Source organism: Streptococcus bouchesdurhonensis (assembly GCF_948472335.1).
Map to the genome: position 1 here is coordinate 15,754 of NZ_CAOKTW010000006.1, position 24,526 is coordinate 40,279.

A 24,526-nucleotide genomic window follows, 5' to 3' on the forward strand; every position below is an offset into this window, starting at 1 on the left:
TCAAACCACGTCAGCTTCCATCTACAAGCTCAAAGCAAGGACTTGAGCTGACTTCGTCAGTTCTATCCACAAGCTCAAAGCAGGGACTTGAGCTGACTTCGTCAGTTTCATCCACAAGCCCAAAGCAGCGACTTGAGCTGACTTCGTCAGTTTCATCCACAAGCTCAAAGCAGCGACTTGAGCTGACTTCGTCAGTTTCATCCACAAGCTCAAAGCAGGGACTTGAGCTGACTTCGTCAGTTTCATCCACAAGCTCAAAGCAGGGACTTGAGCTGACTTCGTCAATTCTATCCACAAGCTCAAAGCAGGGACTTGAGCTGACTTCGTCAGTTTCATCCACAAGCTCAAAGCAGGAACTTGAGCTGACTTCGTCAGTTTCATCCACAAGCTCAAAACAGGGACTTGAGCTGACTTCGTTAGTTCTATCCACAAGCTCAAAGCAGGGGCTTGAGCTGACTTCGTTAGTTCTATCCACAAGCTCAAAGCAGGGACTTGAGCTGACTTCGTCAGTTTCATCCACAAGCTCAAAACAGGGACTTGAGCTGACTTCATCAGTTTCATCTACAAGCTCAAAGCAGTGTGTTGCGCAGCCTTTAACCAGCCGCCTAGTCCGCTCTATGGTATTTATTAAGTCAACATCTCTTGTTTAAGAGCACAAAATCAGGAAATCTTCTCGATTCCCTGATTTTTTCTATTTCCGTTTTCGTGTTGAACGTCGTTCTGTTAATCCATGAGATAATAGAACTTCACGTTCTTCCAACACTTCCTTGTGCATAATCTTAGTCAACATACGCATACTAATGGCACCAAGGTCATAAAGAGGTTGGGCAATAGTTGTCAAGTTTGGACGGGTAAAGCGAGAGACTTGCGAATCATCACTGGCAATGATCTCAAATTCTTCTGGTACAGAAACACCCTTATCAGCCAAACCGTTCAAGACACCTGCCGCCAACTCATCACCTGTTACAATTGCTGCAGTTGCATTTGATGAAATCAAGCGCTCTGCCAAGGCATAGCCATCTTCATAAGTGTATTTAGATTCAAATACCAAGCCTTCGCTATAAGGAATATCTGCTTTTTTCAAAGCTTCCTTGTAACCAACCAAACGAACCTTACCATTGATGTCATCCACTAGTGGACCACTGACAAAAGCAATGCGCTCATTTTCTTTAGCGAGGTAGGTCACTGCATCAATCGTAGCTTGTTTGTAGTCAATATTGACACTTGGAAGCTGATGCTCTACATCCACAGTTCCTGCGAGAACAATCGGAGTACGTGAACGCGAAAATTCTGAGCGAATTTTATCTGTCAAGTGATAACCCATAAAGATAATGCCATCTACCTGCTTTGAAAAGAGGGTATTGACAACAGAAACTTCTTTCTCGTTATCTTCATCGCTATTAGCTAGGACAATATTGTACTTGTACATTTCTGCAATATCATCAATCCCCTTAGCCAAACTCGAAAAATAACCATTGGTAATATTTGGAATCACGACACCGACAGTGGTTGTCTTTTTACTTGCAAGACCACGCGCAACTGCATTTGGACGATAATCCAAACGATCAATTACCTCTAACACTTTTTTACGGGTATTCTCTTTTACATTTTTATTGCCATTAACCACACGGCTGACCGTCGCCATGGAAACACCTGCTTCACGAGCGACATCATAAATGGTTACTGTATCATCTGCATTCATTCCTTTTCCTGTCCTTTCTATCCCACACATTCTTTTACAAGTAGAGGCACCGATTAAAGCTCTATATCTACTTACAAAAGTGAAGATGTGAAAATTTCGTTTTCATATTTTTACTTATTCCATTCTATCACTAATTGTAAACACTTTCAAGTGTTTTTTGAGGATTGATTGAAAAAATTTCATAGAAAGCCTAGGTTTAGCTCCTTGCTACCACCTTAGAGCCACAAAAAGGAGGAAACTAAGCCCCCTCAAGTTACAAATTGTTTGATTGAATAATTTTAACACATAATGGTTTTCGCGTTATGATAGTATCACAACCAACCAGATTCTTTCGCGATATTAGCTGCCTCTGTTCGATTACCTGCATCTAGTTTCGAAAGAATATTAGTGACATAGTTTCGGACTGTTCCGTTGGATAGATAAAGTTTGTCTGCAATTTCTTGGTTAGAGAAGCCCTGAGCAATTCCCTTTAAAACTGCGATTTCTTGTTCTGTTAATGGATTGGGATGCGTCATCACCACTTCCATCAATTCAGGCGAATACTCCTTGCGTCCTTCGAGGACGGTGTGCAAGGTTTTCATGAGGTCTGCAATGTTTCTTTCTTTTAATACATAAGCATCTACTCCAGCCTTGACCGCACGTTCAAAATACCCAGGACGCTTGAAGGTCGTCACCACAACCACCTTTGTTTCTAGATTTTCTGCTCGTATCCACTCCAAGACTTCAAGACCTGTCTTAACAGGCATTTCTACGTCAAGGATGGCGATATCCACAGACTCCTTTTCTAATAGTTGGATTGCTTCTTGCCCATTCTTGGCTTGAAAGATAGACTCTACATCCGGTTGAAGCGTGAGCAACTGGCACATGGCATCTCGCAACATACTTTGATCTTCTGCGACTAATACTTTCATCTAGTTTCTCTCCTTATAAGCTAGTCGAACCTGAACTTCTGTCGGTTGTTTCCAACTAATTACCTTTACTTCTCCCGAAATTGGAAGAACACGATCTCGAACTGTATGGAGGTCATCCCCCTTTATAGAAGCAAAGCCACAGCCATCATCTCTCACTGTTAGAATGAGTTCCTTCTCTGTCCGTTCTAATTTTAAGTAGACTTTAGACGCTTTAGCATGTTTGATGATATTGGTCACCAACTCAAGCAAAATCATGGAAGCCGTTGACTCCAATTCCTGAGTAAGGCTAGCGGTATCTAGTTGATTAGCCGTTTCCACCTCAATTCCAGCAATCTCTAACATCTTTTTGACAGTTTCAAGTTCTGATGCTAAGGTCCGTGATTTCAGATTTTCCACAATGGTTCGCACTTCATTCATGGAATCCTTGCTTATCTGGTGAATTTCTTTTAATTCCTTTTCCACCTGTGGATAAGCCTCCATCTGAAATAACTGCAGGGCCAGATCTGTCTTGACACTCAGCATAGCAAAGGTGTGTCCCAGACTATCATGCAAATCCTGACCGATACGACTGCGTTCATTTTCAGCAAGCAAAAGATTTATCTGGGCATTCTGCTTAGCCTGAGCTTCTTTCAAATCCTCGATAAGGCGAATCCGAACCGAGCCCAAAGTCATCAAATCGACAAAAGTAAGAATTACAAGCATATAGACTAGAAACTCAACTTCGATTCTCTGAAAAATCAAAAGTCGCCCCACAACAAGGACTTGAGCAAGGAGAAATGTCCATACATGTAAAGACTTTAAACTACGTACGCCAAAATGATAAATTAAGAGATTGGAAAGGAAAAAGAAAAACCAGATATAATTCCCAGCAACAAAGGCGGTATTCCCAGCTACATAGACCAGCATGATCCCCAGAAAAGCCAAGATAGGCGCTGGTTCTTAGTTATTAAAACACCCAAATACGTCACTACAAATAGAATATCAACCAATAAATGCCAAGCAGGAAGCTCCCCAATCACTACAGGTAGGATGGGAAAAAGCATAAAAATCAAACTGGCCCAAAACATATAGTGTATGCTTTTCAGTCTTTCAAGCATTAAGCATTCTCCTTATGACCTTGAAGGTAAATAGTCAAACCAAATAAAACTGCTGAAAAAACAAGTAAATAAACTGTGGCTGATAGATTGATGCCACCCTCGTTTAAGAAGGTCTTGAGCAACTCCATCAATTGATAGGTCGGGAGACACTTACCGACTGCTTGCATCCAGTCTGGAAATAAAGAGATGGGCATCCAGAGTCCGCCTAAAACAGCCAATCCTAGATAAAGAAGATTGCCCACGACAGACATCAGCTGACTAGTTGGTAAGAGCGTCAAGGTCAAGCCAAGTGCTACAAAAGCAATACTTCCCAAAATCAGCAAAATCGCAGCTCCAACCCAGCTTGCTAAAGGCATATCCACACCTCTTACAAAATGCCCAACTGAGAAAACAACCAGAATTGAGACCAAATAATCAACCAGCATACTTGTTATCTTTGATAGATAATATTCTACCATATTTACAGGGCTATGACGCAATGTTTTCTGCCAGTTGTTGATCTTATCGGTATGTAAAACAGCTGGGAATGAAAACATAGCGGTCGACATCATGGAAAAAGCCGTCATGGAGATGAGGTAGTCGCGCATAAAATTCGCGGGTCCACCTGGTGTGTCCTGGTAGATGCCAGAAAAGAATAAATAGAAGGCTGTCGGCATCCCTACTGATAATAAATAATAGACTGATTGCCGTTTGGTCAATAGAAATTCTATCTTGTTTAGTGCGATCCATCGTTTCATCTTAGTCATCTCCCTTTTGTGTTTCTTCAAAGATTGTATCCAACAAGCTACGATTATTGACTTCAATTTCTTGAATCCTACATCCTGCTTGCACTAACAGTTGCCAAAAAGCATCCGCTTCACGTGTAACTACTTGCAAAGCATCTTGTTTTTGTGACCAGTTTTCAACCAAGTTAGACTGCTCAATGACTTCCTTGTAAGCTAGAGGAAGGATAAAATGCTTTTCTATTTCCTCGCTACGCATAGCTAGAGGCGTCGTATCACGAATCAACTCTCCCTTATTTAAAACCAAAATCCGGTCAGCTGTATGTTCTACCTCTTCGATATAATGGGAGGAATAGAGAATGGTGACTCCTTGCGCTTTTAGGTCCCGAACAATTTCCCAAAAACGTTGACGGGTAGAGGTATCCATGGCAGCAGTTGGCTCATCTAAAAAGACAAGCTTTGGTCGCCCAATCAAGGTCAAGACGAAAGAAAAGAGACGCTTTTGCCCACCTGACAATTTTTCTGCAAATTGCTCTTTTTGTTGCTGATTAAACTGCAATAGTTGATCGATTTCCTGATTGCTCAAGGAATTTGGATAAATTTTTTGAAAGAAAGCAATCAACTCTTTTACCTTTAGTTTCTGAACGATTACATTCTCTTGAGGGAGGTAGGATCTTGTATAGTCTAACTGAGAACTCGTTACTGGTAAACCTTTAATAGATACTTGACCGCTGGAGACCAATTTATCTCCGAGCAAACAGTCCAAGAGTGTGGTCTTTCCTGCTCCGTTTGGCCCAATCATGGCAACACATTCACCTTCAGCTATCTCAAAGGAAATATCCTTCAAAATAGCCTTACCCTTGATGTTTTTATGTAAGCCTTGTACCTTAATCATGTTCATAATATTCTCCTTTCAATCACTCCATTCCCATAGGGAAAACGACGAAAATCATAAATCCAAAACCCCAAGCACCACGGATGAATTGGTAAAGGAAGTCTTGATCAAACCAACCTGTAAACATTTCTACCAACCATACCAAGAGTGACAGACCAATAAAGAGATAGATAATCGCTTTTTTCATTCCTCAAACTCCTTTTTCACATCTCCGACTAATTTCAAACCTTCTCGGATAAGCCAGGACATCATTCCAAAGCCAGCAAAGACCTCCCAAGGAAAATGATAGAAATCTTCATCCAATCCCGAAAACATGAGATAGGTCATAACTCCTGCTGCTACTAAACTTACAGCGATAATCATTTTATTTCTTATCTCTTCTTCCTCCATTTGGTACTACAATTATAGTCTTTTGAAATCAGAGGAGATAGAAGCTTCTGTCACTAGAAAATATGACAAATGTCATAAAAAATTATGTTCAAAACAAGCAAGATACACTATACAATAAAACACAATTAGAAAAATCTAAGGCAACTTCCTCAAAAGAGATATCAAACCCAATTCACACCATAATGTAAACTAATACTTATTTAAAATCAAAAAAAGTAGAAATTTTTATCAGGCAAACATATATATTATACGTTGAACAAAACCCTAAAATTTATAAGAGTTATAAAATCTGTTAAATTTCAATGGATACCTAAACTACGGTATTTATTGAAAAGACTGGAGACAAAAAGTATACGCTGCCAAAATGAATTGCTGAAAATCAAAAAAGAGAGAACCAAAATGATTCTCTCTTAATGTATATAATATCTAGTTATAAAAACACACACTCACATATCTCTGTAATGTATCGGGAAGACAGGATTCGAACCTGCGACACCTTGGTCCCAAACCAAGTACTCTACCAAGCTGAGCTACTTCCCGAGTTAAATAGAAAAATGCACCCTAGAGGAGTCGAACCTCTAACCGCCTGATTCGTAGTCAGGTACTCTATCCAGTTGAGCTAAGGGTGCTCATTAGTTTATGCCGAAGACCGGAATCGAACCGGTACGATCGTTACCAATCGCAGGATTTTAAGTCCTGTGCGTCTGCCAGTTCCGCCACCCTTACCTCTCTAAGCGAACGACGGGATTCGAACCCGCGACCCCCACCTTGGCAAGGTGGTGTTCTACCACTGAACTACGTTCGCACTATTTTCTTCTATCTAAAAATGCTTACTACATGACTTGAACACGCGACCCTCTGATTACAAATCAGATGCTCTACCAACTGAGCTAAGCTTACCATCTATTATATCTCAATGCGGGTTAAGGGACTTGAACCCCCACGCCGTTAAGCGCCAGATCCTAAATCTGGTGCGTCTGCCAATTCCGCCAAACCCGCATATATGACCCGTACTGGGCTCGAACCAGTGACCCATTGATTAAAAGTCAATTGCTCTACCAACTGAGCTAACGAGTCTAAAATAACTTGCGTTACCTTAAACGGTCCCGACGGGAATCGAACCCGCGATCTTCGCCGTGACAGGGCGACGTGATAACCGCTACACTACGGGACCTTTGGGAGTTAACGGGATCGAACCGCTGACCCTCTGCTTGTAAGGCAGATGCTCTCCCAGCTGAGCTAAACTCCCTAGAGCTAAGCGACTTCCCTATCTCACAGGGGGCAACCCCCAACTACTTCCGGCGTTCTAGGGCTTAACTTCTGTGTTCGGCATGGGTACAGGTGTATCTCCTAGGCTATCGTCACTTAACTCTGAGTAATACCTACTCAAAATTGAATATCTATTCAAACCAAGAAAACCGTTCGCTTTCGTATTCTCAGTTACTTTGGATAAGTCCTCGAGCTATTAGTATTAGTCCGCTACATGTGTCGCCACACTTCCACTTCTAACCTATCTACCTGATCATCTCTCAGGGCTCTTACTGATATATAATCATGGGAAATCTCATCTTGAGGTGGGTTTCACACTTAGATGCTTTCAGCGTTTATCCCTTCCCTACATAGCTACCCAGCGATGCCTTTGGCAAGACAACTGGTACACCAGCGGTAAGTCCACTCTGGTCCTCTCGTACTAGGAGCAGATCCTCTCAAATTTCCTACGCCCGCGACGGATAGGGACCGAACTGTCTCACGACGTTCTGAACCCAGCTCGCGTGCCGCTTTAATGGGCGAACAGCCCAACCCTTGGGACCGACTACAGCCCCAGGATGCGACGAGCCGACATCGAGGTGCCAAACCTCCCCGTCGATGTGAACTCTTGGGGGAGATAAGCCTGTTATCCCCAGGGTAGCTTTTATCCGTTGAGCGATGGCCCTTCCATACGGAACCACCGGATCACTAAGCCCGACTTTCGTCCCTGCTCGAGTTGTAGCTCTCGCAGTCAAGCTCCCTTATACCTTTACACTCTGCGAATGATTTCCAACCATTCTGAGGGAACCTTTGGGCGCCTCCGTTACCTTTTAGGAGGCGACCGCCCCAGTCAAACTGCCCGTCAGACACTGTCTCCGATAGGATCACCTATCTGGGTTAGAGTGGCCATAACACAAGGGTAGTATCCCAACAACGTCTCCTTCGAAACTGGCGTCCCGATCTCATAGACTCCTACCTATCCTGTACATGTGGTACAGACACTCAATATCAAACTGCAGTAAAGCTCCATGGGGTCTTTCCGTCCTGTCGCGGGTAACCTGCATCTTCACAGGTACTAAAATTTCACCGAGTCTCTCGTTGAGACAGTGCCCAAATCATTACGCCTTTCGTGCGGGTCGGAACTTACCCGACAAGGAATTTCGCTACCTTAGGACCGTTATAGTTACGGCCGCCGTTTACTGGGGCTTCAATTCATACCTTCGCGTTACCGCTAAGCACTCCTCTTAACCTTCCAGCACCGGGCAGGCGTCACCCCCTATACATCATCTTACGATTTAGCAGAGAGCTGTGTTTTTGATAAACAGTTGCTTGGGCCTATTCACTGCGGCTGACTTCAAGTCAGCACCCCTTCTCCCGAAGTTACGGGGTCATTTTGCCGAGTTCCTTAACGAGAGTTCTCTCGCTCACCTGAGGCTACTCGCCTCGACTACCTGTGTCGGTTTGCGGTACGGGTAGAGTATGTTTAAACGCTAGAAGCTTTTCTTGGCAGTGTGACGTCACTAACTTCGCTACTAAACTTCGCTCCCCATCACAGCTCAATGTTATAGAACTAAGCATTTAACTCAATTCACACCTCACTGCTTAGACAGACACTTCCAATCGTCTGCTTTAGTTAGCCTACTGCGTCCCTCCATCACTACATACTCTAGTACAGGAATATCAACCTGTTGTCCATCGGATACACCTTTCGGTCTCTCCTTAGGTCCCGACTAACCCAGGGCGGACGAGCCTTCCCCTGGAAACCTTAGTCTTACGGTGGACAGGATTCTCACCTGTCTTTCGCTACTCATACCGGCATTCTCACTTCTATGCGTTCCAGCACTCCTCACGGTATACCTTCATCACACATAGAACGCTCTCCTACCATACCTATAAAGGTATCCACAGCTTCGGTAAATTGTTTTAGCCCCAGACATACATTTTCGGCGCAGGGTCACTCGACTAGTGAGCTATTACGCACTCTTTGAATGAATAGCTGCTTCTAAGCTAACATCCTAGTTGTCTGTGCAACCCCACATCCTTTTCCACTTAACAATTATTTTGGGACCTTAGCTGGTGGTCTGGGCTGTTTCCCTTTCGACTACGGATCTTAGCACTCGCAGTCTGACTGCCGACCATAATTCTTTGGCATTCGGAGTTTATCTGAGATTGGTAATCCGGGATGGACCCCTCACCCAAACAGTGCTCTACCTCCAAGAATCTCTAATGTCGACGCTAGCCCTAAAGCTATTTCGGAGAGAACCAGCTATCTCCAAGTTCGTTTGGAATTTCTCCGCTACCCACAAGTCATCCAAGCACTTTTCAACGTGCCCTGGTTCGGTCCTCCAGTGCGTCTTACCGCACCTTCAACCTGCTCATGGGTAGGTCACATGGTTTCGGGTCTACGTCATGATACTAAGGCGCCCTATTCAGACTCGGTTTCCCTACGGCTCCGTCTCTTCAACTTAACCTCGCATCATAACGTAACTCGCCTAGGTTCATTCTACAAAAGGCACGCTCTCACCCATTAACGGGCTCGAACTTGTTGTAGGCACACGGTTTCAGGTTCTATTTCACTCCCCTCCCGGGTGCTTTTCACCTTTCCCTCACGGTACTGGTTCACTATCGGTCACTAGGGAGTATTTAGGGTTGGGAGATGGTCCTCCCAGATTCCGACGGGATTTCACGTGTCCCGCCGTACTCAGGATACTGCTAGGTACAAAGACTATTTTAAATATGAGGCTATTACTCTCTTTGGCTGATCTTCCCAAATCATTCTTCTATAATCTTTGAGTCCACATTGCAGTCCTACAACCCCGAAGAGTAAACTCTTCGGTTTGCCCTCCTGCCGTTTCGCTCGCCGCTACTAAGGCAATCGCTTTTGCTTTCTCTTCCTGCAGCTACTTAGATGTTTCAGTTCACTGCGTCTTCCTCCTCACATCCTTAACAGATGTGGGTAACAGGTAGTACCTGTTGGGTTCCCCCATTCGGAAATCCCTGGATCATCGCTCACTTACAGCTACCCAAGGCATATCGTCGTTTGTCACGTCCTTCTTCGGCTCCTAGTGCCAAGGCATCCACCGTGCGCCCTTATTAACTTAACCTTATTTTCTGACCTTTCAGTCATAAACTCTTATTAATACTACAGCGTTTTCGGTTTATTTTCTTGTTACTATTTGATATAGATATTCAATTTTCAATGTGCATTACTTGGTGATCTCTCACCAATGGAGCCTAGCGGGATCGAACCGCTGACCTCCTGCGTGCAAAGCAGGCGCTCTCCCAGCTGAGCTAAGGCCCCACAAGACCTCTCAAGACTAAACAAGACCAATGCGCAGTTCCTTTTCCTTAGAAAGGAGGTGATCCAGCCGCACCTTCCGATACGGCTACCTTGTTACGACTTCACCCCAATCATCTATCCCACCTTAGGCGGCTGGCTCCTTACGGTTACCTCACCGACTTCGGGTGTTACAAACTCTCGTGGTGTGACGGGCGGTGTGTACAAGGCCCGAACGTATTCACCGCGGCGTGCTGATCCGCGATTACTAGCGATTCCGACTTCATGTAGGCGAGTTGCAGCCTACAATCCGAACTGAGACTGGCTTTAAGAGATTAGCTTGCCGTCACCAAGCTTGCGACTCGTTGTACCAGCCATTGTAGCACGTGTGTAGCCCAGGTCATAAGGGGCATGATGATTTGACGTCATCCCCACCTTCCTCCGGCTTATTACCTAGCAGTCTCGCTAGAGTGCCCAACTGAATGATGGCAACTAACAATAGGGGTTGCGCTCGTTGCGGGACTTAACCCAACATCTCACGACACGAGCTGACGACAACCATGCACCACCTGTCACCTCTGTCCCGAAGGAAAACTCTATCTCTAGAGCGGTCAGAGGGATGTCAAGACCTGGTAAGGTTCTTCGCGTTGCTTCGAATTAAACCACATGCTCCACCGCTTGTGCGGGCCCCCGTCAATTCCTTTGAGTTTCAACCTTGCGGTCGTACTCCCCAGGCGGAGTGCTTAATGCGTTAGCTGCGGCACTAAACCCCAAAGGGTCTAACACCTAGCAGCACTCATCGTTTACGGCGTGGACTACCAGGGTATCTAATCCTGTTTGCTCCCCACGCTTTCGAGCCTCAGCGTCAGTTACAAGCCAGAGAGCCGCTTTCGCCACCTGTTCCTCCATATATCTACGCATTTCACCGCTACACATGGAATTCCACTCTCCCCTCTTGCACTCAAGTTAAACAGTTTCCAAAGCCTACTATGGTTAAGCCACAGCCTTTAACTTCAGACTTATCTAACCGCCTGCGCTCGCTTTACGCCCAATAAATCCGGACAACGCTCGGGACCTACGTATTACCGCGGCTGCTGGCACGTAGTTAGCCGTCCCTTTCTGGTAAGATACCGTCACAGTGTGAACTTTCCACTCTCACACTCGTTCTTCTCTTACAACAGAGCTTTACGATCCGAAAACCTTCTTCACTCACGCGGCGTTGCTCGGTCAGACTTCCGTCCATTGCCGAAGATTCCCTACTGCTGCCTCCCGTAGGAGTCTGGGCCGTGTCTCAGTCCCAGTGTGGCCGATCACCCTCTCAGGTCGGCTATGTATCGTCGCCTTGGTGAGCCGTTACCCCACCAACTAGCTAATACAACGCAGGTCCATCTGGTAGTGATGCAATTGCACCTTTTAAGCAAATGTCATGCAACATCTACTCTTATGCGGTATTAGCTATCGTTTCCAATAGTTATCCCCCGCTACCAGGCAGGTTACCTACGCGTTACTCACCCGTTCGCAACTCATCCAGAGAAGCAAGCTCCTCCTTCAGCGTTCTACTTGCATGTATTAGGCACGCCGCCAGCGTTCGTCCTGAGCCAGGATCAAACTCTCATTAAAAGTTTGAGTTCTCACTCATTTCTGTCACTGACAGATTTATTGTTTTTTTCATTGTTCAGTACTACAACTTCAGTTGTAGTGCCCTGCACATTGGTTCGTCTTGTTCAGTTTTCAAAGGTCTTTGTCACTTACTTCTCTCAAGCGACAACTATATTAGTATATCACAATCACTTTCGCTTGTCAACACTTTTTTTGAAACTTTTTTAATCTTTTTTTCATCAAGTGTTCCAACCGCAACATACTATAGTCCGTACGGGATTCGAACCCGTGTTACCGCCGTGAAAAGGCGGTGTCTTAACCCCTTGACCAACGGACCAGAGTTGTTATTTTCAACTCTTACTATTATACAATCTTTTTCAGACTTGTCAACACCTTTTTAAAATTTTTTTTACTTTTTTGCATGACTTCCTAATGGGTACGGATGTCAAACTCTTTAAACACAATACGTAAATCTCTTAACACTCTTTGACGCCCTCGGAAGCGTTCATCTCTTAAGATGCGTTCTAATTCTTCTTGTTGCTCTTTAGTTTGTTTATTTCTATAATTTCTTAGTGTTTCATGAAAGAGATAATAATCGTCTAGCCAGAGTCCTCCATCACTTATACGATGACTGATTTCACCCACTTCTTCATAAGGTTCTTTATCATATCTTCGTTTGTGGCTTTCTTGTTTACGGATATGGTCTAAAATGATTACGGAATTTAGTTTTGAAGTATTTACGTAAACGAGGAATATCTTCTACTAGTCCTTCTTCTCTACTAATCAATTCATGTAAGCAAATCATTCCCTCTTGGTCCCAGTCCGATAGCTCCCATAAATGAAGGTAATATTCATTTCTACACTTATATATAATTCCCTGGACTTCTTCATACAATTCTTTAATCATTCTTTTCCCCTTTCTGTGTACAGTCTAACAGATTCAGAAACACTTTTGGCACATTTCATCCATTCTGTTCTCTACACCGTCTCAACTGCACAAAAAAGAGAGGTCTTGCCTCTCTTTGGGTTATAATTCTGCGATTTGGTTTAGGTTTACTTCTGCAACTGTGTCATTACCAAACATAGAGATAATCATCTTCACTTTGTTATTATCAATTTCTGTAATCTTACCAGTGTAGTCTGCAAAAGCACCATCAATAATACGTACAGTTTGACCAACTTCAACATCGATATCAAACTCTTGTACAGTTTGTCCCATAGAAACCAAGATATCACGAATTTCTTGTTCCAATAATGGAGTTGGTTTTGATCTATTTCCGTGAGATCCGACGAATCCTGTAACATTTGGTGTGTTTCGAACAACAAACCAAGCTTCATCTGTCATGACCATTTCTACAAGAACATAACCTGGAAAGCGATTTTCTTCTACTTCTTTTCTCTTTCCATTTTTTTCAACTTGCACTGTTTGCGTTGGAATTTCAACGCGTAAAATATTATCCAACATATTGTAGGTTTGTGCACGTTGTAATAAATTTTCTTTTACCTTATTTTCATAACCAGAATAAGTTTGTAAAACAAACCACCCTTTATCAAAACTATCCATGATATTTCCTTTCATAAATAGAAGATTTTTAGTGTACTTTCACTACTCTTCTAAAAAATGTTAATAAATCGAATCAAACCTGAAACAATCAACTGGTCAAAAATGTAAATAATTACTACAAAGAAAGCTGTGTATTCCATGATAGAACGAAAATCTCTCAGCTTTCCTTGCGAGTTGGCCATGTTGTGTCTTTAAGAAGTCTAAAAATATCTCCAATAAAACGCATCGCTCTCTCCTATCTCGTTTCTCTGTGTGTAGTGTACTTGCCACAATGCTTACAAAATTTATTTACTTCTAGTCGTGTAGGCTTGGGGGTTCCACTAATCTTGATTGAATAGTTTCTCGAACCACAAACCGCACAAGCTAGGCTTGCTTTTTTAGTGCCATAACGCCTCCATCTTATCTATTATAACAAGAAAGCTAGGCTTTGACAAGCATCTTAGCGAAATAGATTGACTACCGAATCCCATATTGTTTGAGCCTTTTCCTTAATCTTCGCATCCGAGATAGCCCGACTAGCCTCATCTACTAGACTTTGCGCACGTCCTCGAATATCAGACAAATTATCATCTGTCTGGCTATTATCATTGGTTTGTACTTGTTTTTTTGTGTTAGCTGGTGCAATTCCGTTTTTCTTATATGCATTTTCAACTGTAAAGGTACTTCCTGGTGTATAATGTAAAATGGTATTTGCAATATTTCTAAAGACATGAGCAGCACCATTTGATGTAGAACCCGCTAGATAGTGATTTTCATCAGTGGTTGGAAAACCAAGCCAATGACTAATCACCACATCCGGATATAACCAATTACCCACTGGTCACTTGTGTACTTTCTTGATTGAAAACTGCTTCAGTTGTACCAGTTTTCCCTGCCATGACATAGTCTGCAGGTGATGAACTAATACCTGTTCCGTTTGTAAATGTACCCAACATCATACTAGTCATCTTGTCAGCTACAGCTTTATCAATCACTCGTTTTTGTGAATGTTTATGGCTCGCAATGACCTGACCACTAGCATTTTCAATTCTACTAATAAAATGAGCTTCCGGCATTAAACCTTCATTAGCAAAGGCAGCATATGCTTGAGCCATTTGAAGAGGATTGGTTTCGACACCACTTCCCAAGGCGACACCAAGAACACGGTCTACCTTTTCCATGTTGAGTCCAAATTTTTCGCCTGCCTCAAAAGCCTTATCAACACCCAAATCATTAACAGTAGCAACAGCAGGTAGATTAAGCGATTCTGCCAAGGCTTGATACATAGGAACTTCTCGACTCGTTTTGATTCCTGCATAGTTATCAACCTTATAGCTGTTATACTGCATGGTATGGTTATCCAAGAGCTTGTTCAAAGCCCAACCTGCTTCAACTGCTGGCGTATAAACAACTAAAGGCTTAATTGTAGAACCAGGGCTACGTTTTGATTGAGTTGCATAGTTGAAATTCCAATCCAGTTTTATCATTGTCAGCAACTTGACCGACAACTCCACGAACTCCCCCTGTTTTCGGTTCAAGAGCTACACTTCCTGATTGTGCAAATGTTCCATCCTCTGCTCTCGGAAATAGCGATGTATTTTCATAGACAACCTGCATATTTGCTTGGTAGTTTTGGTCCAGCTCTGTGTGAATGCGGTAGCCATTATTGACAATCTCTTCCTCTGTTAAATTATACTTGGAAACAGCTTCATTGACCACAGCATCAAAATAAGAGGGGTAACGGTAATCTGAAATTTTTCCTTCATACTTATCGTGCAATTGCGAAGTCATATCAACTTCTGCAGCTTCGGTTTCTTGGTTTTTATCAATATATCCTGCTGCAACCATATTTTGCAAGACAGTGTCGCGACGATTGGTTGAATTTTCTACGGAATTCAAAGGATTATACAGTTCCTACCCCTTGAGCATCCCTGCCAGAGTCGCAGCTTGATCCAAACTCACTTCTGACGCAGAAACTCCAAAGTATTTCTTACTCGCATCTTCTACACCCCACACACCATTTCCAAAATAGGCGTTGTTAAGGTACATGGTTAAGATCTGATCCTTACTATATTTTTTTGTTAATTCCAAGGCAAGGAAAAATTCTTTCGCTTTTCTCTCAACAGTTTGATCCTGCGACAAATAGGCGTTTTTAGCCAACTGTTGGGTAATAGTAGAACCACCACCTGAACGACCAGCAGTGACAATAGCCAAGAAGAAACGACCATAGTTAATCCCGTCATTTTTATAGAAAGAACGGTCTTCTGTCGCAATAACAGCATTCTGCAAGTTTTTACTGATGTCAGTCAGTTCAACATAGGTTCCTTTTTGACCAGACAAGGCACCAGCCTCTTTTTCTTCACGGTCAAAAATGATAGTCCGAGTTTTCAAGGCGTTTTGCAAATCGTTAACATTGGTTGACTTAGCTACAGCAAACAAATAGGTTCCAACTAGCAAGCCTGCACTCAAACCTAGTATAAGGACAATCTTTGTTAGATGATAACGACGCCAGAATTTTCGAATTGGACCCACTTGGGCTAATTTTTTTCGATCACTGCGAGAACGACGCAAGCTAGTAGACCCAGAATCCTCTGATTCACTTGTTTCTTTTTTAAAAAGAGAAAGAAATTTCTCGAATAATTTATCTAATTTCATGCGTTTATTTTATCATCTTCATCATAGGAAGACAAGAATTTAGCTATTCCCTATCCAAATAGGGCTTTTTTTGTTACAATATCTGTATGCAATTCACTTTTACTTTACCAGACTCTTTACCTCAAATGACGGTTAAGCAATTACTGGAGGAACAACTCCTCATCCCTAGAAAAATCCGTCATTTTTTAAGAATCAAGAAACACATTTTGATTAATCAGCGAGAAGTTCATTGGAACGAGATGGTGAAACCTGGGGATGTTTGCCAGTTGACTTTTGATGAGGAAGATTATCCCAAAAAGGAAATTCCTTGGGGCAACCCAAACCTCGTTCAGGAAGTTTATCAAGATCAATACTTAGTTATTGTGAACAAAGCAGAGGGGATGAAAACGCATGGTAATCAGCCAAACGAAATCGCCCTTCTCAACCATGTCAGTGCCTATGTTGGCCAAACCTGCTATGTCGTTCATCGTCTGGACATGGAAACCAGTGGCTTGGTTCTCTTTGCCAAAAATCCTTTTATCCTGCCCATTCTCAACCGCTTATTGGAGAAAAAAGAGATTTCTAGGGAATATTGGGCGCTTGTTGACGGAAATATCAACAGCAAAGAACTGTTTTCAAAGACAAAATTGGGCGTGATCGCCATGACCGCAGAAAACGAATAGTTGATACAAAAAATGGGCAATATGCTGAAACGCATGTAAGCAGATTAAAGCAATTCCCAAACAAAACGACCCTTGTCCGTTGTAAACTAAAGACAGGGCGAACCCATCAGATTCGTGTGCACCTTTCGCATCATAACTTCCCTATTTTGGGCGACCCTCTCTATAACAGCAATCCAAAGACGAGTCGGCTTATGCTTCATGCCTTTCGACTGTCCTTTACCCATCCGCTTACTCTAGAGAAATTAAGCTTCACTGTCCTATCAGATACTTTTGAAACAGAATTAAAAAAGAATGGATGATTGTGTCATCCATTTTTAAATATTTGAAAAGCAAGACCAAGAGGCCTTGCTTTTTATCGACTCAAGAATTATTTAGCAATTTTTGCGAAGTATTCAAGAGTACGAACAAGTTGTGCAGTGTATGACATTTCGTTGTCGTACCATGATACAACTTTAACCAATTGTTTACCGTCAACGTCAAGGACTTTAGTTTGAGTTGCGTCAAACAATGAACCGTAAGACATACCTATGATATCTGAAGATACGATTGGATCTTCTGTGTAGCCGTATGATTCGTTTGAAGCTGCTTTCATAGCTGCATTCACTTCATCAACAGTAACGTTCTTTTCAAGAACAGCTACCAATTCAGTAACTGATCCAGTTGGAGTTGGAACGCGTTGTGCAGATCCGTCAAGTTTACCGTTCAATTCTGGAATTACAAGACCGATAGCTTTAGCAGCACCAGTTGAGTTAGGAACGATGTTTGCAGCACCAGCGCGAGCACGGCGAAGGTCACCACCACGGTGTGGTCCGTCAAGGATCATTTGGTCACCAGTGTAAGCGTGGATAGTAGTCATCAATCCTTCAACAACACCAAAGTTGTCTTGAAGAGCTTTAGCCATTGGAGCCAAGCAGTTTGTAGTACATGAAGCACCTGAGATAACTGTTTCAGTACCGTCAAGAACGTCGTGGTTAGTGTTGAATACAACTGTTTTAACGTCGTTTCCACCAGGAGCAGTGATAACAACTTTTTTAGCTCCACCTTTAAGGTGTTTTTCAGCTGCTTCTTTCTTAGCAAAGAAACCAGTAGCTTCAAGAACGATTTCTACACCGTCAGTAGCCCAGTCGATTTGTTCTGGATCACGTTCAGCAGAAACTTTAACGAATTTACCGTTAACTTCGAATCCACCTTCTTTAACTTCAACAGTACCGTCGAAACGACCTTGAGTTGTGTCGTATTTCAACAAGTGTGCAAGCATAACTGGATCTGTAAGGTCGTTGATGCGTGTAACTTCAACACCTTCTACGTTTTGGATACGACGGAAAGCAAGACGACCGATACGTCCGAAACCGTTAATACCAACTTTAACTACCATTAGTGATTTCCTCCTTATGAAAATCATGAAATTTTTATTGTGAAAAGAGTAACTTGAATCACTACAAATCACCTTTCAACAAACCTATTATATAACTATTTAAGTTGAATTGCAAGTACGGGCATTGTTTTTCTATGTTAGTTTCTTTTTACGGCTATAAATCAAGAACTCCCTTACTATTCATATCGTAGCGATTCTACAGGATCCATTTTACTAATTTTACGCGCTGGGAAGTAAGCTGAGACATAACCAAGCAAGAGAGCGAAAGCTAGAGTTCCTAAAACAGATAAAAGATTTAATTCAAAAACCTTCGTGATGGATGGGTAAAAGTGATTTACAACCGCATTCGCCAAACTTCCCACCCCTTGTGCAACCAAAAAGGCCAGTAACAAGGCGATGCCTACAATCCAGATAGCCTCGTAAATAAAAATTCCTTTGACATCACGATTTTGATAACCAACTGCCTTCATGACACCTATTTCCTTAGAACGTTGCATGATATTGATGTAAATAATGATACCAATCATGACCGCTGCTACCACAATAGCTTGTGATGAAAGTACAATCAACAATCCCTGAATGACACGAATAAAAGTAATCACAATATCAAGAACCTTCTGTTGAGAAAGAACAGTATACTTCTTGTTTTTCTGCAATTCTTCTGTTATCGCTTTTGTTTGTGATGGATCTTTGAGTTCCAAGATAAAATAAGATACAGCTTTTGTAAATCCAGCTTCTTTCAAAATCGTTTCCATTTGATGAGACGGCATGAAACTGTTGCTGTCCTCCAAGTCATCTTCATCATTGATTACACGTACAATCTTTGTTTGAAATTGAGCAGTCTTGCTAGCTTCAGCATCATTTTCTACAATGCTGGCTGAGACTGATTTGCCAATAATATCACTAGCTGTCAGATTTTTTCCTGTCTGTTCATTCCAATTTTTTAGTAAACTGCTTGGAATCGTCAAACCCTGTTCATTTGCATCCGTATAGAGGGAACCAGCTAACACTTTGTCCGCCTCATTACTACTAACAGAGATACTTGTATCCTCATAGAGACTCACTACTTGAGCATAAGAAGGCATCGTTTGACTCAGATCCATTTCTTGACCATCTATAGTCATATTTGACATGATCATCCCAAAAGGACTCTCCAAATATTTAATAGCTTCTTTTCCAACTGTATCCGTGATGTAGTTCTTATCATCTTGGTTCAAAAAGCCTCGTCCAACATTTTTTGTGTTTAAAGCAATCTGAACTTGTGAAGGGATTTGACCTCCATTCGTATTTTCATCAATCATCGAAATCAATGCATTTCCCAAGCCGAAAGAAATTAAGACTCCTACAAAACCGATTGAGGTTGCTAGCGCAATCAATAGATTACGCCACTTTCTTTCCATAAAGTTATTTAAAGAAAGTTTGAATTTGTTTTTCAATGATAATCCTTTATTTTTTGACTTCTTCAACGACTTCACCATCCTTCATTTTGATAATCACATCTGCATATTCGGCAACCTCTGGATTATGGGTTACGATCAATACTGTTTTCCCTGTTTGGGCTAAATTTTTAAATACCTCCAATACCATTTCTTGGGATTGAGAATCCAGCGAACCCGTTGGCTCATCTGCTACAATCATATCAGGCTGATTTACCAGTGCACGCGCGATTGCTACGCGTTGCTTTTGCCCACCAGAAAGTTGTTTAACATTTTTAGCTACAAAAGGCTCCATGCCCAAGTTACTTAATTGCTCCTTTGCAATCATTGTCATCTCCCTGTCAGATAAATCTTTGACATAGAGAGGTAGCTTGACATTGTCCAAGACAGACTGATGAGGAATGAGGTTAAAATTTTGAAACACAAATCCAATCTTGTTTTTACGAAATTGAGTTAGTTCAATCTCTGATAAGTCCTTAAGAGACTCTCCTTTAAAGTCTAAAATTCCCTCATATTGTCTGTCTAAACCGCTGATGATGTTTAGTAAACTGGTTTTGCCACAGCCTGACGGACCATAAATCGCTGTAATTTTACCTTTTGCAATCTGCAGGTTGATATTCTTTAAAGCCTGCTCTTGATGTTTACCGTCCAAAGTGTAAAACTTTGAAATATTTTTAATGGATAAAATGGACATTCTTTCCCCCTTGTTTAAAACTGTTATCGTCATACATCACACTTATAGAAAATCCTTCAAGTTGATTGACCCTATAGGCCTACTACTTAGAATTTTCTCTCTATTGCCTCGTTTGCTTCTGGATGTATATCAAGTAATACTCTTCGAAAATCTCTTCAAACCACGTCAACGTCGCCTTGCCGTACTCAAGTACAGCCTGCGGCTAGTTTCCTACTTTGCTCTTTGATTTTCATTGAGTATAAAATTCATTGTAACAAAAAAGCGACATTTCCCCAATGACAGAAATGTCACTCCTATAAACTCTTTAACGATATCTCTCTAGATCCTCGGCCCATTCATTATCTAAACTAACGATTAACTTCTCATTACCAAACATCCTTGCCATCATTTTTGCTTCTTCATACTTTTGTTTGGCTGTATCATAATCCGTCTGAATATAATATTTCCACTCCACCATCAAGACAATCGGTTGTTTTTGAAAATCTCGTGTTTTTTGCCCTATTTTATTTAAGGTCTCGACTGCCCTCTTAAAATAAGGAAGCAACCCCATAATCTCTATACAAGTTAAAGAAGCTAACAAGGAGTCTCTAAGTAAGTCCAAACAATCGAACTCTATCTTATCAACCTGAGAACTTAGTTTGTCATGAAAACAAAGAATGGTTTCATGCTCAGATTCTTTTATCTCACCCATATTTAAACCATCCATTAACTGACAGTTGAAATACAGTCTCAGTTTCAACAAGTCCTCGGCTTTATATACATCTCTGGATAGCAAGTCTTGAAGACTGTCCTCAATCACACTGCTTCCATATAAGGAATTACTAGTCATTCTCACTGCATCTATAGCTTGAAGACAATCCACTAGCACTTTCTCATCACGTGGCAAATCATCATAAAAATTCTCAAAAATCTCATCGAAATATTCTTCCTTTTGTTCCTGCAACTCCTTGTCTCCATAGTCAGGATGATGTAAAAGAAAGTACTTTAATTCTTGGTAGCGTTTAGGCAATTCCTTATAATCTGGCATCAAGACGTAGGACGGAATTTCTAATCTATCTGCAATATATTCTAGGGTTTTTATCGTCGGGCGAAATTCTCCTTTTTCAATCCGCACCAACTGACGCACTGATAATTCAGACTCATCCCCGCAAAAAACTGGACGACTAAGTCCTTTCTCCTCTCTTAAAAGTCGCACTTTATCCCCTAACTCATTTATCTTGTTCATTTGCCCCTCGCATGATTATTAAAGATTTGATTTTCAAATAAATATATGCGATGATTATACCATTTTTCAAATAGAATTACAAAAAAGAGACAGGATAACTCCTGCCTCTAAACTGATAAACAATTATTTACGGCGTCCTGGTCTTTCTTTGTAGCCATAATATGCATCTGCCATAATTTCTTCCATGTCAGCTACCATTGGCAAGCGTGGGTTAGCAGGAGAACATTGGTCTTCATAAGCAAGCAAAGCAATTTCATGCAAGCTGTCTTTCCAAGCTTTTTCATCAATTCCTTGATCCTGGAAGTTCATCTTGATACCTACTGCAACACCAAGTTCGTAAACAGCTTTAGCGTATGCCTCAACTGCTTCTTCTGGAGTTGAGTGAGGCAAGCCAAGCATTTTCGCGATGTCTTGGAATTTCTCATCAGCTTTCCAGTAGTTGTATTTAGGCCATGTAGTAGTCTTAGCTGGACGAGTTCCGTTGTAACGGATAACGTACGGAAGCAAGATAGCATTTGTACGTCCGTGAACAGTGTGATGAACACCACCAATCTTATGGGCCATTGAGTGGCTCATTCCAAGGAAGGCATTGGCGAAGGCCATACCAGCCATTGTAGACGCATTGTGCATTTTCTCACGAGCTTCTGGGTCAGCTGTCTTAACAGATTTTTCCAACCATTCAAAGACAAGTTTGATTGTTTGAAGCGCAATACCGTCTGTATAGTCGTTAGCAAAGTTTGAAGTGTAGGCTTCAGTCGCGTGTGTCAAGACATCCATACCTGTATCAGCAGCGATAAAGTCTGGAACTGATTCAACCAAAGCAGGGTCAACAATGGCAATAGTCGGTGTCAATGAGTAGTCAGCCAATGGGTATTTGCGGTTGTTTTTCTTATCAGAGATAACGGCAAATGGTGTTACTTCTGAACCAGTACCTGAAGTTGTTGGGATACCGATGTACTTCGCTTTCTTACCAAGTGATGGGAAGCGGAAGGCGCGTTTACGGATATCCATGAATTTTTGAACCAAGTCACGGAAGTCGATTTCTGGTTGTTCGTAGAAGAGCCACATTACTTTGGCTGCATCCATTGGTGAACCACCACCAAGAGCAATGATTGTGTCTGGTTCAAATGCTTTCATCACCTCAGCACCACGTTCTACAGTTGTGATGTCTGGATCTGGTTCAACATCTGAGAAGACTTGGATAGTTACACGGTTGCTACGTGCGTTCAATTGATCAATAACACGTTGAGCGAATCCAAGTTTAACCATAGAGTCGTCAGTTAAGATCACTCTCTCTACCCCCATTTCGCTTGAGTATCTGATTGCGTTTGGTTCAAAGTATACTTTTGGGGGAATTTTGTACTATTATAAATTGTTTTTTCTGCGCGCAATAATTTTGTAGTTAAGTAGATTTACAGCTCCGATGTTTCCAGATACTGAGTTTCCTCCGTAGCTACCACATCCAAGAGTTAGTGATGGGATAAGCGCGTTGTAGATATCCCCGATAGCTCCGTGTGTAGATGGAGAGTTCCATAAGATACGGCAAGCAGGAATTACTTTACCAAATTGTTCAGCAACCTCTTCGTCTTGAGTATGTACAGCAGCACTGTGACCTAAACCATTAAATTCAACCATTTGAAGAGATTTTTCAATTCCATCTTCAGTGCTAATAGATTTAAGTACCGCTAATATTGGAGATAATTTTTCACGAGTTAGAGGTTCATTTTCTCCTACTTCTTTAACTTCAGCAGCTAAAATTACTGTTCCTTTAGGAACTTCGAATCCTGCTAATTCAGCAATGTGTTCAGCAGATTTACCAACTACGTCAGCATTTAATTTAGCGCCAGCACAGTTATTAGAGTTAGCTTTTGCTCCAAATACGAATTCTTCAAGTTTAGCTTTTTCTTCTTTGTTAACGAAGTATACATGGTATTCTTTCATTAATTCAATGAACTCTTCATAGTGTTCAGTATCAACGATAGCTGCTTGTTCACTGGCACAAATCATACCGTTATCGAATGATTTACTTAATACGATGTCGTTAACTGCTTGTTTAAGTTTTGCATCTTTGTGTACATAAGCAGGTACGTTACCAGGACCAACACCTAAAGCAGGTTTTCCGCAAGAGTAAGCTGCTTTAACCATTGCACTACCACCAGTAGCAAGAATTATAGATACTCCATCATGTTTCATTAATGCGTTTGTTGCATCTAATGATGGTTGTTCGATAAATTGAATACATTCTTCAGGAGCACCAGCTTCAATAGCTGCATCACGAACTATACGAGCTGCTTGTTTAGAACATTCATTTGCAGCAGGGTGGAAGCTGAAGATAATTGGGTTACGAGTTTTTAAGCAGATTAATGATTTAAATATTGTAGTAGATGTAGGGTTAGTTGTTGGTACGATACCACAAATAACACCAACAGGGTCAGCAATTGTAGTTAAACCATCTGATTCATCTTTATCAACAATACCTACCGTTTTTAGTCCGCGTAAGTTGTTTGCAATGTTTTCACAGGCAAACAAGTTCTTTGTAACCTTATCTTCAAATACACCACGTTCTGTTTCTTCGATTGCATGTTGAGCAAGAATTCTGACTGCATCAAGTGCTGCAGCTGATGCTTTCTCTACGATGTAATCAACTTGTTCTTGGTTCAACTTACGCATTTCATCAAGCGCAACCAAAGCTTTTTGTACTAGTCCGTCTACATGCTTTTCAGCAGCGAGTTGTTTTTGCTCAGGTGTTACAGTTTTTTTATCAGCCATATTTTCCTCCATAGCCTTAAAGGATTTAAACTCAATGAAATCAAAGAGCAAACTAGGAAGCTAGGAAGCTAGGAAGCTAGGAAGCTAGGAAGCTAGGAAGCTAGCCGCAGGTTGCTCAAAGCACAGCTTTGAGGTTGCAGATAAAGCTGACGTGGTTGGAAGAGATTTTAGAAGAGTATTAATCCTTTGTTCATTTTTTTACAAGTCTATTATAACGCATTATTTCAAATTTGTAAACGTTTTTATAAACATTTCGCAAAAAATTTTTAGTTCCTTGTGAAATGTTTGTTATTTTCTTTTCTTAGCAAGCTTTTTCTTTAAGCTTT

General features: G+C 41.6%; 13 protein-coding genes, 10 tRNA genes, 3 rRNA genes and 6 pseudogenes. 1 reads left to right on the forward strand and 31 read right to left on the reverse strand.

What is annotated here, in order from left to right; genetic code table 11:
- Window positions 1–10: 10 nt before the first annotated feature.
- The 26 genes and pseudogenes from QMQ21_RS10555 to pbp2a all read right to left on the reverse strand — a co-directional run bounded on the left by QMQ21_RS10555 (window position 11) and on the right by pbp2a (window position 16,039).
- Window positions 11–520 carry a hypothetical protein gene (locus QMQ21_RS10555; RefSeq protein ID WP_261814412.1) on the reverse strand — a complete coding sequence of 170 codons (510 nt, stop codon included), beginning with the start codon at window positions 518–520 and terminating at the stop codon, window positions 11–13.
- 171 nt (window positions 521–691) lie between these two features.
- Window positions 692–1,702, reverse strand: coding sequence for a catabolite control protein A (gene ccpA / locus QMQ21_RS10560; protein ID WP_000990604.1), 1,011 nt, complete (start codon window positions 1,700–1,702; stop codon window positions 692–694).
- Window positions 1,703–2,013: 311 nt separating this feature from the next.
- Complete coding sequence (locus QMQ21_RS10565) at window positions 2,014–2,613, reverse strand: response regulator transcription factor (protein ID WP_054393243.1); 600 nt, start codon at window positions 2,611–2,613, stop codon at window positions 2,014–2,016.
- Window positions 2,614–3,710 (reverse strand): annotated as a pseudogene (locus QMQ21_RS10570) (sensor histidine kinase).
- The gene (locus QMQ21_RS10575) at window positions 3,710–4,447 is read right to left on the reverse strand and encodes an ABC transporter permease (protein WP_023937643.1); all 738 of its coding nucleotides are present in this window, start codon (window positions 4,445–4,447) and stop codon (window positions 3,710–3,712) included. Before QMQ21_RS10575 ends, QMQ21_RS10570 begins: the two are co-directional and overlap by 1 nt.
- A gap of 1 nt (window position 4,448) precedes the next feature.
- Window positions 4,449–5,333 carry an ABC transporter ATP-binding protein gene (locus QMQ21_RS10580; protein ID WP_023937645.1) on the reverse strand — a complete coding sequence of 295 codons (885 nt, stop codon included), beginning with the start codon at window positions 5,331–5,333 and terminating at the stop codon, window positions 4,449–4,451.
- A gap of 16 nt (window positions 5,334–5,349) precedes the next feature.
- Window positions 5,350–5,514: a hypothetical protein gene (locus QMQ21_RS10585; protein WP_000709172.1), complete on the reverse strand. Its 165-nt coding sequence runs from the start codon at window positions 5,512–5,514 to the stop codon at window positions 5,350–5,352.
- On the reverse strand, window positions 5,511–5,717 hold the full coding sequence (locus QMQ21_RS10590; protein WP_023937647.1) for a hypothetical protein: 207 nt from the start codon (window positions 5,715–5,717) through the stop codon (window positions 5,511–5,513). Before QMQ21_RS10590 ends, QMQ21_RS10585 begins: the two co-directional genes overlap by 4 nt.
- Before the next feature lie 466 nt (window positions 5,718–6,183).
- A tRNA-Pro gene (locus QMQ21_RS10595) sits at window positions 6,184–6,257 on the reverse strand.
- A gap of 15 nt (window positions 6,258–6,272) precedes the next feature.
- A tRNA-Arg gene (locus QMQ21_RS10600) sits at window positions 6,273–6,346 on the reverse strand.
- Window positions 6,347–6,450: 104 nt separating this feature from the next.
- Window positions 6,451–6,522: transfer RNA gene (locus QMQ21_RS10605), tRNA-Gly, on the reverse strand.
- Between the two features lie 22 nt (window positions 6,523–6,544).
- Window positions 6,545–6,613: transfer RNA gene (locus QMQ21_RS10610), tRNA-Thr, on the reverse strand.
- A 21-nt stretch (window positions 6,614–6,634) separates the two neighbouring features.
- A tRNA-Leu gene (locus tag QMQ21_RS10615) sits at window positions 6,635–6,716 on the reverse strand.
- Window positions 6,717–6,721: 5 nt separating this feature from the next.
- A tRNA-Lys gene (locus QMQ21_RS10620) sits at window positions 6,722–6,794 on the reverse strand.
- A 24-nt stretch (window positions 6,795–6,818) separates the two neighbouring features.
- Window positions 6,819–6,891, reverse strand: a tRNA-Asp gene (locus tag QMQ21_RS10625).
- Window positions 6,892–6,893: 2 nt separating this feature from the next.
- A tRNA-Val gene (locus QMQ21_RS10630) sits at window positions 6,894–6,966 on the reverse strand.
- 4 nt (window positions 6,967–6,970) lie between these two features.
- Window positions 6,971–7,086 (reverse strand): 5S ribosomal RNA (rrf, locus tag QMQ21_RS10635).
- 76 nt (window positions 7,087–7,162) lie between these two features.
- A 23S ribosomal RNA gene (locus QMQ21_RS10640) occupies window positions 7,163–10,069 on the reverse strand.
- Between the two features lie 124 nt (window positions 10,070–10,193).
- A tRNA-Ala gene (locus QMQ21_RS10645) sits at window positions 10,194–10,266 on the reverse strand.
- Between the two features lie 51 nt (window positions 10,267–10,317).
- A 16S ribosomal RNA gene (locus QMQ21_RS10650) occupies window positions 10,318–11,862 on the reverse strand.
- The 16S, 23S and 5S rRNA genes sit together here with 10 tRNA genes alongside, the layout of an rRNA operon.
- Window positions 11,863–12,106: 244 nt before the next feature.
- Window positions 12,107–12,178 (reverse strand) — tRNA-Glu (locus tag QMQ21_RS10655).
- Between the two features lie 92 nt (window positions 12,179–12,270).
- Window positions 12,271–12,748, reverse strand: a pseudogene (locus tag QMQ21_RS10660) (sigma-70 family RNA polymerase sigma factor).
- Window positions 12,749–12,868: 120 nt separating this feature from the next.
- Window positions 12,869–13,405 (reverse strand): transcription termination/antitermination protein NusG, encoded by a 537-nt coding sequence (gene nusG / locus QMQ21_RS10665; protein WP_000376740.1) that lies wholly within the window; start codon window positions 13,403–13,405, stop codon window positions 12,869–12,871.
- Between the two features lie 50 nt (window positions 13,406–13,455).
- Window positions 13,456–13,631, reverse strand: a pseudogene (gene secE / locus QMQ21_RS10670) (preprotein translocase subunit SecE).
- Between the two features lie 9 nt (window positions 13,632–13,640).
- Entirely contained in the window at window positions 13,641–13,808 is a 168-nt protein-coding gene (rpmG, locus tag QMQ21_RS10675; RefSeq protein ID WP_261814482.1) for a 50S ribosomal protein L33, read from the reverse strand.
- 36 nt (window positions 13,809–13,844) lie between these two features.
- Window positions 13,845–16,039: pseudogene (pbp2a, locus tag QMQ21_RS10680) on the reverse strand (penicillin-binding protein PBP2A).
- Between the two features lie 86 nt (window positions 16,040–16,125).
- On the opposite strand from pbp2a, the pseudogene QMQ21_RS10685 reads away from it, so the two are divergent.
- Window positions 16,126–17,000, forward strand: a pseudogene (locus QMQ21_RS10685) (RluA family pseudouridine synthase).
- Window positions 17,001–17,068: 68 nt separating this feature from the next.
- Here the strand turns inward: QMQ21_RS10685 and gap are convergent.
- From gap to adhE, 5 genes and pseudogenes are all read right to left on the reverse strand, one after another.
- Entirely contained in the window at window positions 17,069–18,076 is a 1,008-nt protein-coding gene (gap, locus tag QMQ21_RS10690; RefSeq protein WP_000260684.1) for a type I glyceraldehyde-3-phosphate dehydrogenase, read from the reverse strand.
- 176 nt (window positions 18,077–18,252) lie between these two features.
- Entirely contained in the window at window positions 18,253–19,554 is a 1,302-nt protein-coding gene (locus QMQ21_RS10695; protein ID WP_166727425.1) for an ABC transporter permease, read from the reverse strand.
- On the reverse strand, window positions 19,523–20,206 hold the full coding sequence (locus QMQ21_RS10700; RefSeq protein WP_023936998.1) for an ABC transporter ATP-binding protein: 684 nt from the start codon (window positions 20,204–20,206) through the stop codon (window positions 19,523–19,525). Before QMQ21_RS10700 ends, QMQ21_RS10695 begins: the two co-directional genes overlap by 32 nt.
- A gap of 304 nt (window positions 20,207–20,510) precedes the next feature.
- Window positions 20,511–21,431: a helix-turn-helix domain-containing protein gene (locus QMQ21_RS10705; RefSeq protein WP_023937000.1), complete on the reverse strand. Its 921-nt coding sequence runs from the start codon at window positions 21,429–21,431 to the stop codon at window positions 20,511–20,513.
- 123 nt (window positions 21,432–21,554) lie between these two features.
- Window positions 21,555–24,200 (reverse strand): annotated as a pseudogene (gene adhE, locus QMQ21_RS10710) (bifunctional acetaldehyde-CoA/alcohol dehydrogenase).
- Window positions 24,201–24,526: the final 326 nt, after the last annotated feature.

Bases quoted from the DNA above. Each gene is read 5' to 3' on its own strand.
- ccpA (WP_000990604.1), bottom strand. From the start codon at position 1,702: ATGAATGCAGATGATACAGTAACCATTTATGATGTCGCTCGTGAAGCA.
- QMQ21_RS10565 (WP_054393243.1), bottom strand. From the start codon at position 2,613: ATGAAAGTATTAGTCGCAGAAGATCAAAGTATGTTGCGAGATGCCATG.
- QMQ21_RS10575 (WP_023937643.1), bottom strand. From the start codon at position 4,447: ATGAAACGATGGATCGCACTAAACAAGATAGAATTTCTATTGACCAAA.
- QMQ21_RS10580 (WP_023937645.1), bottom strand. From the start codon at position 5,333: ATGAACATGATTAAGGTACAAGGCTTACATAAAAACATCAAGGGTAAG.
- QMQ21_RS10585 (WP_000709172.1), bottom strand. From the start codon at position 5,514: ATGAAAAAAGCGATTATCTATCTCTTTATTGGTCTGTCACTCTTGGTA.
- QMQ21_RS10590 (WP_023937647.1), bottom strand. From the start codon at position 5,717: ATGGAGGAAGAAGAGATAAGAAATAAAATGATTATCGCTGTAAGTTTA.
- nusG (WP_000376740.1), bottom strand. From the start codon at position 13,405: ATGGATAGTTTTGATAAAGGGTGGTTTGTTTTACAAACTTATTCTGGT.
- gap (WP_000260684.1), bottom strand. From the start codon at position 18,076: ATGGTAGTTAAAGTTGGTATTAACGGTTTCGGACGTATCGGTCGTCTT.
- QMQ21_RS10695 (WP_166727425.1), bottom strand. From the start codon at position 19,554: ATGGTGAAGTCGTTGAAGAAGTCAAAAAATAAAGGATTATCATTGAAA.
- QMQ21_RS10700 (WP_023936998.1), bottom strand. From the start codon at position 20,206: ATGTCCATTTTATCCATTAAAAATATTTCAAAGTTTTACACTTTGGAC.
- QMQ21_RS10705 (WP_023937000.1), bottom strand. From the start codon at position 21,431: ATGAACAAGATAAATGAGTTAGGGGATAAAGTGCGACTTTTAAGAGAG.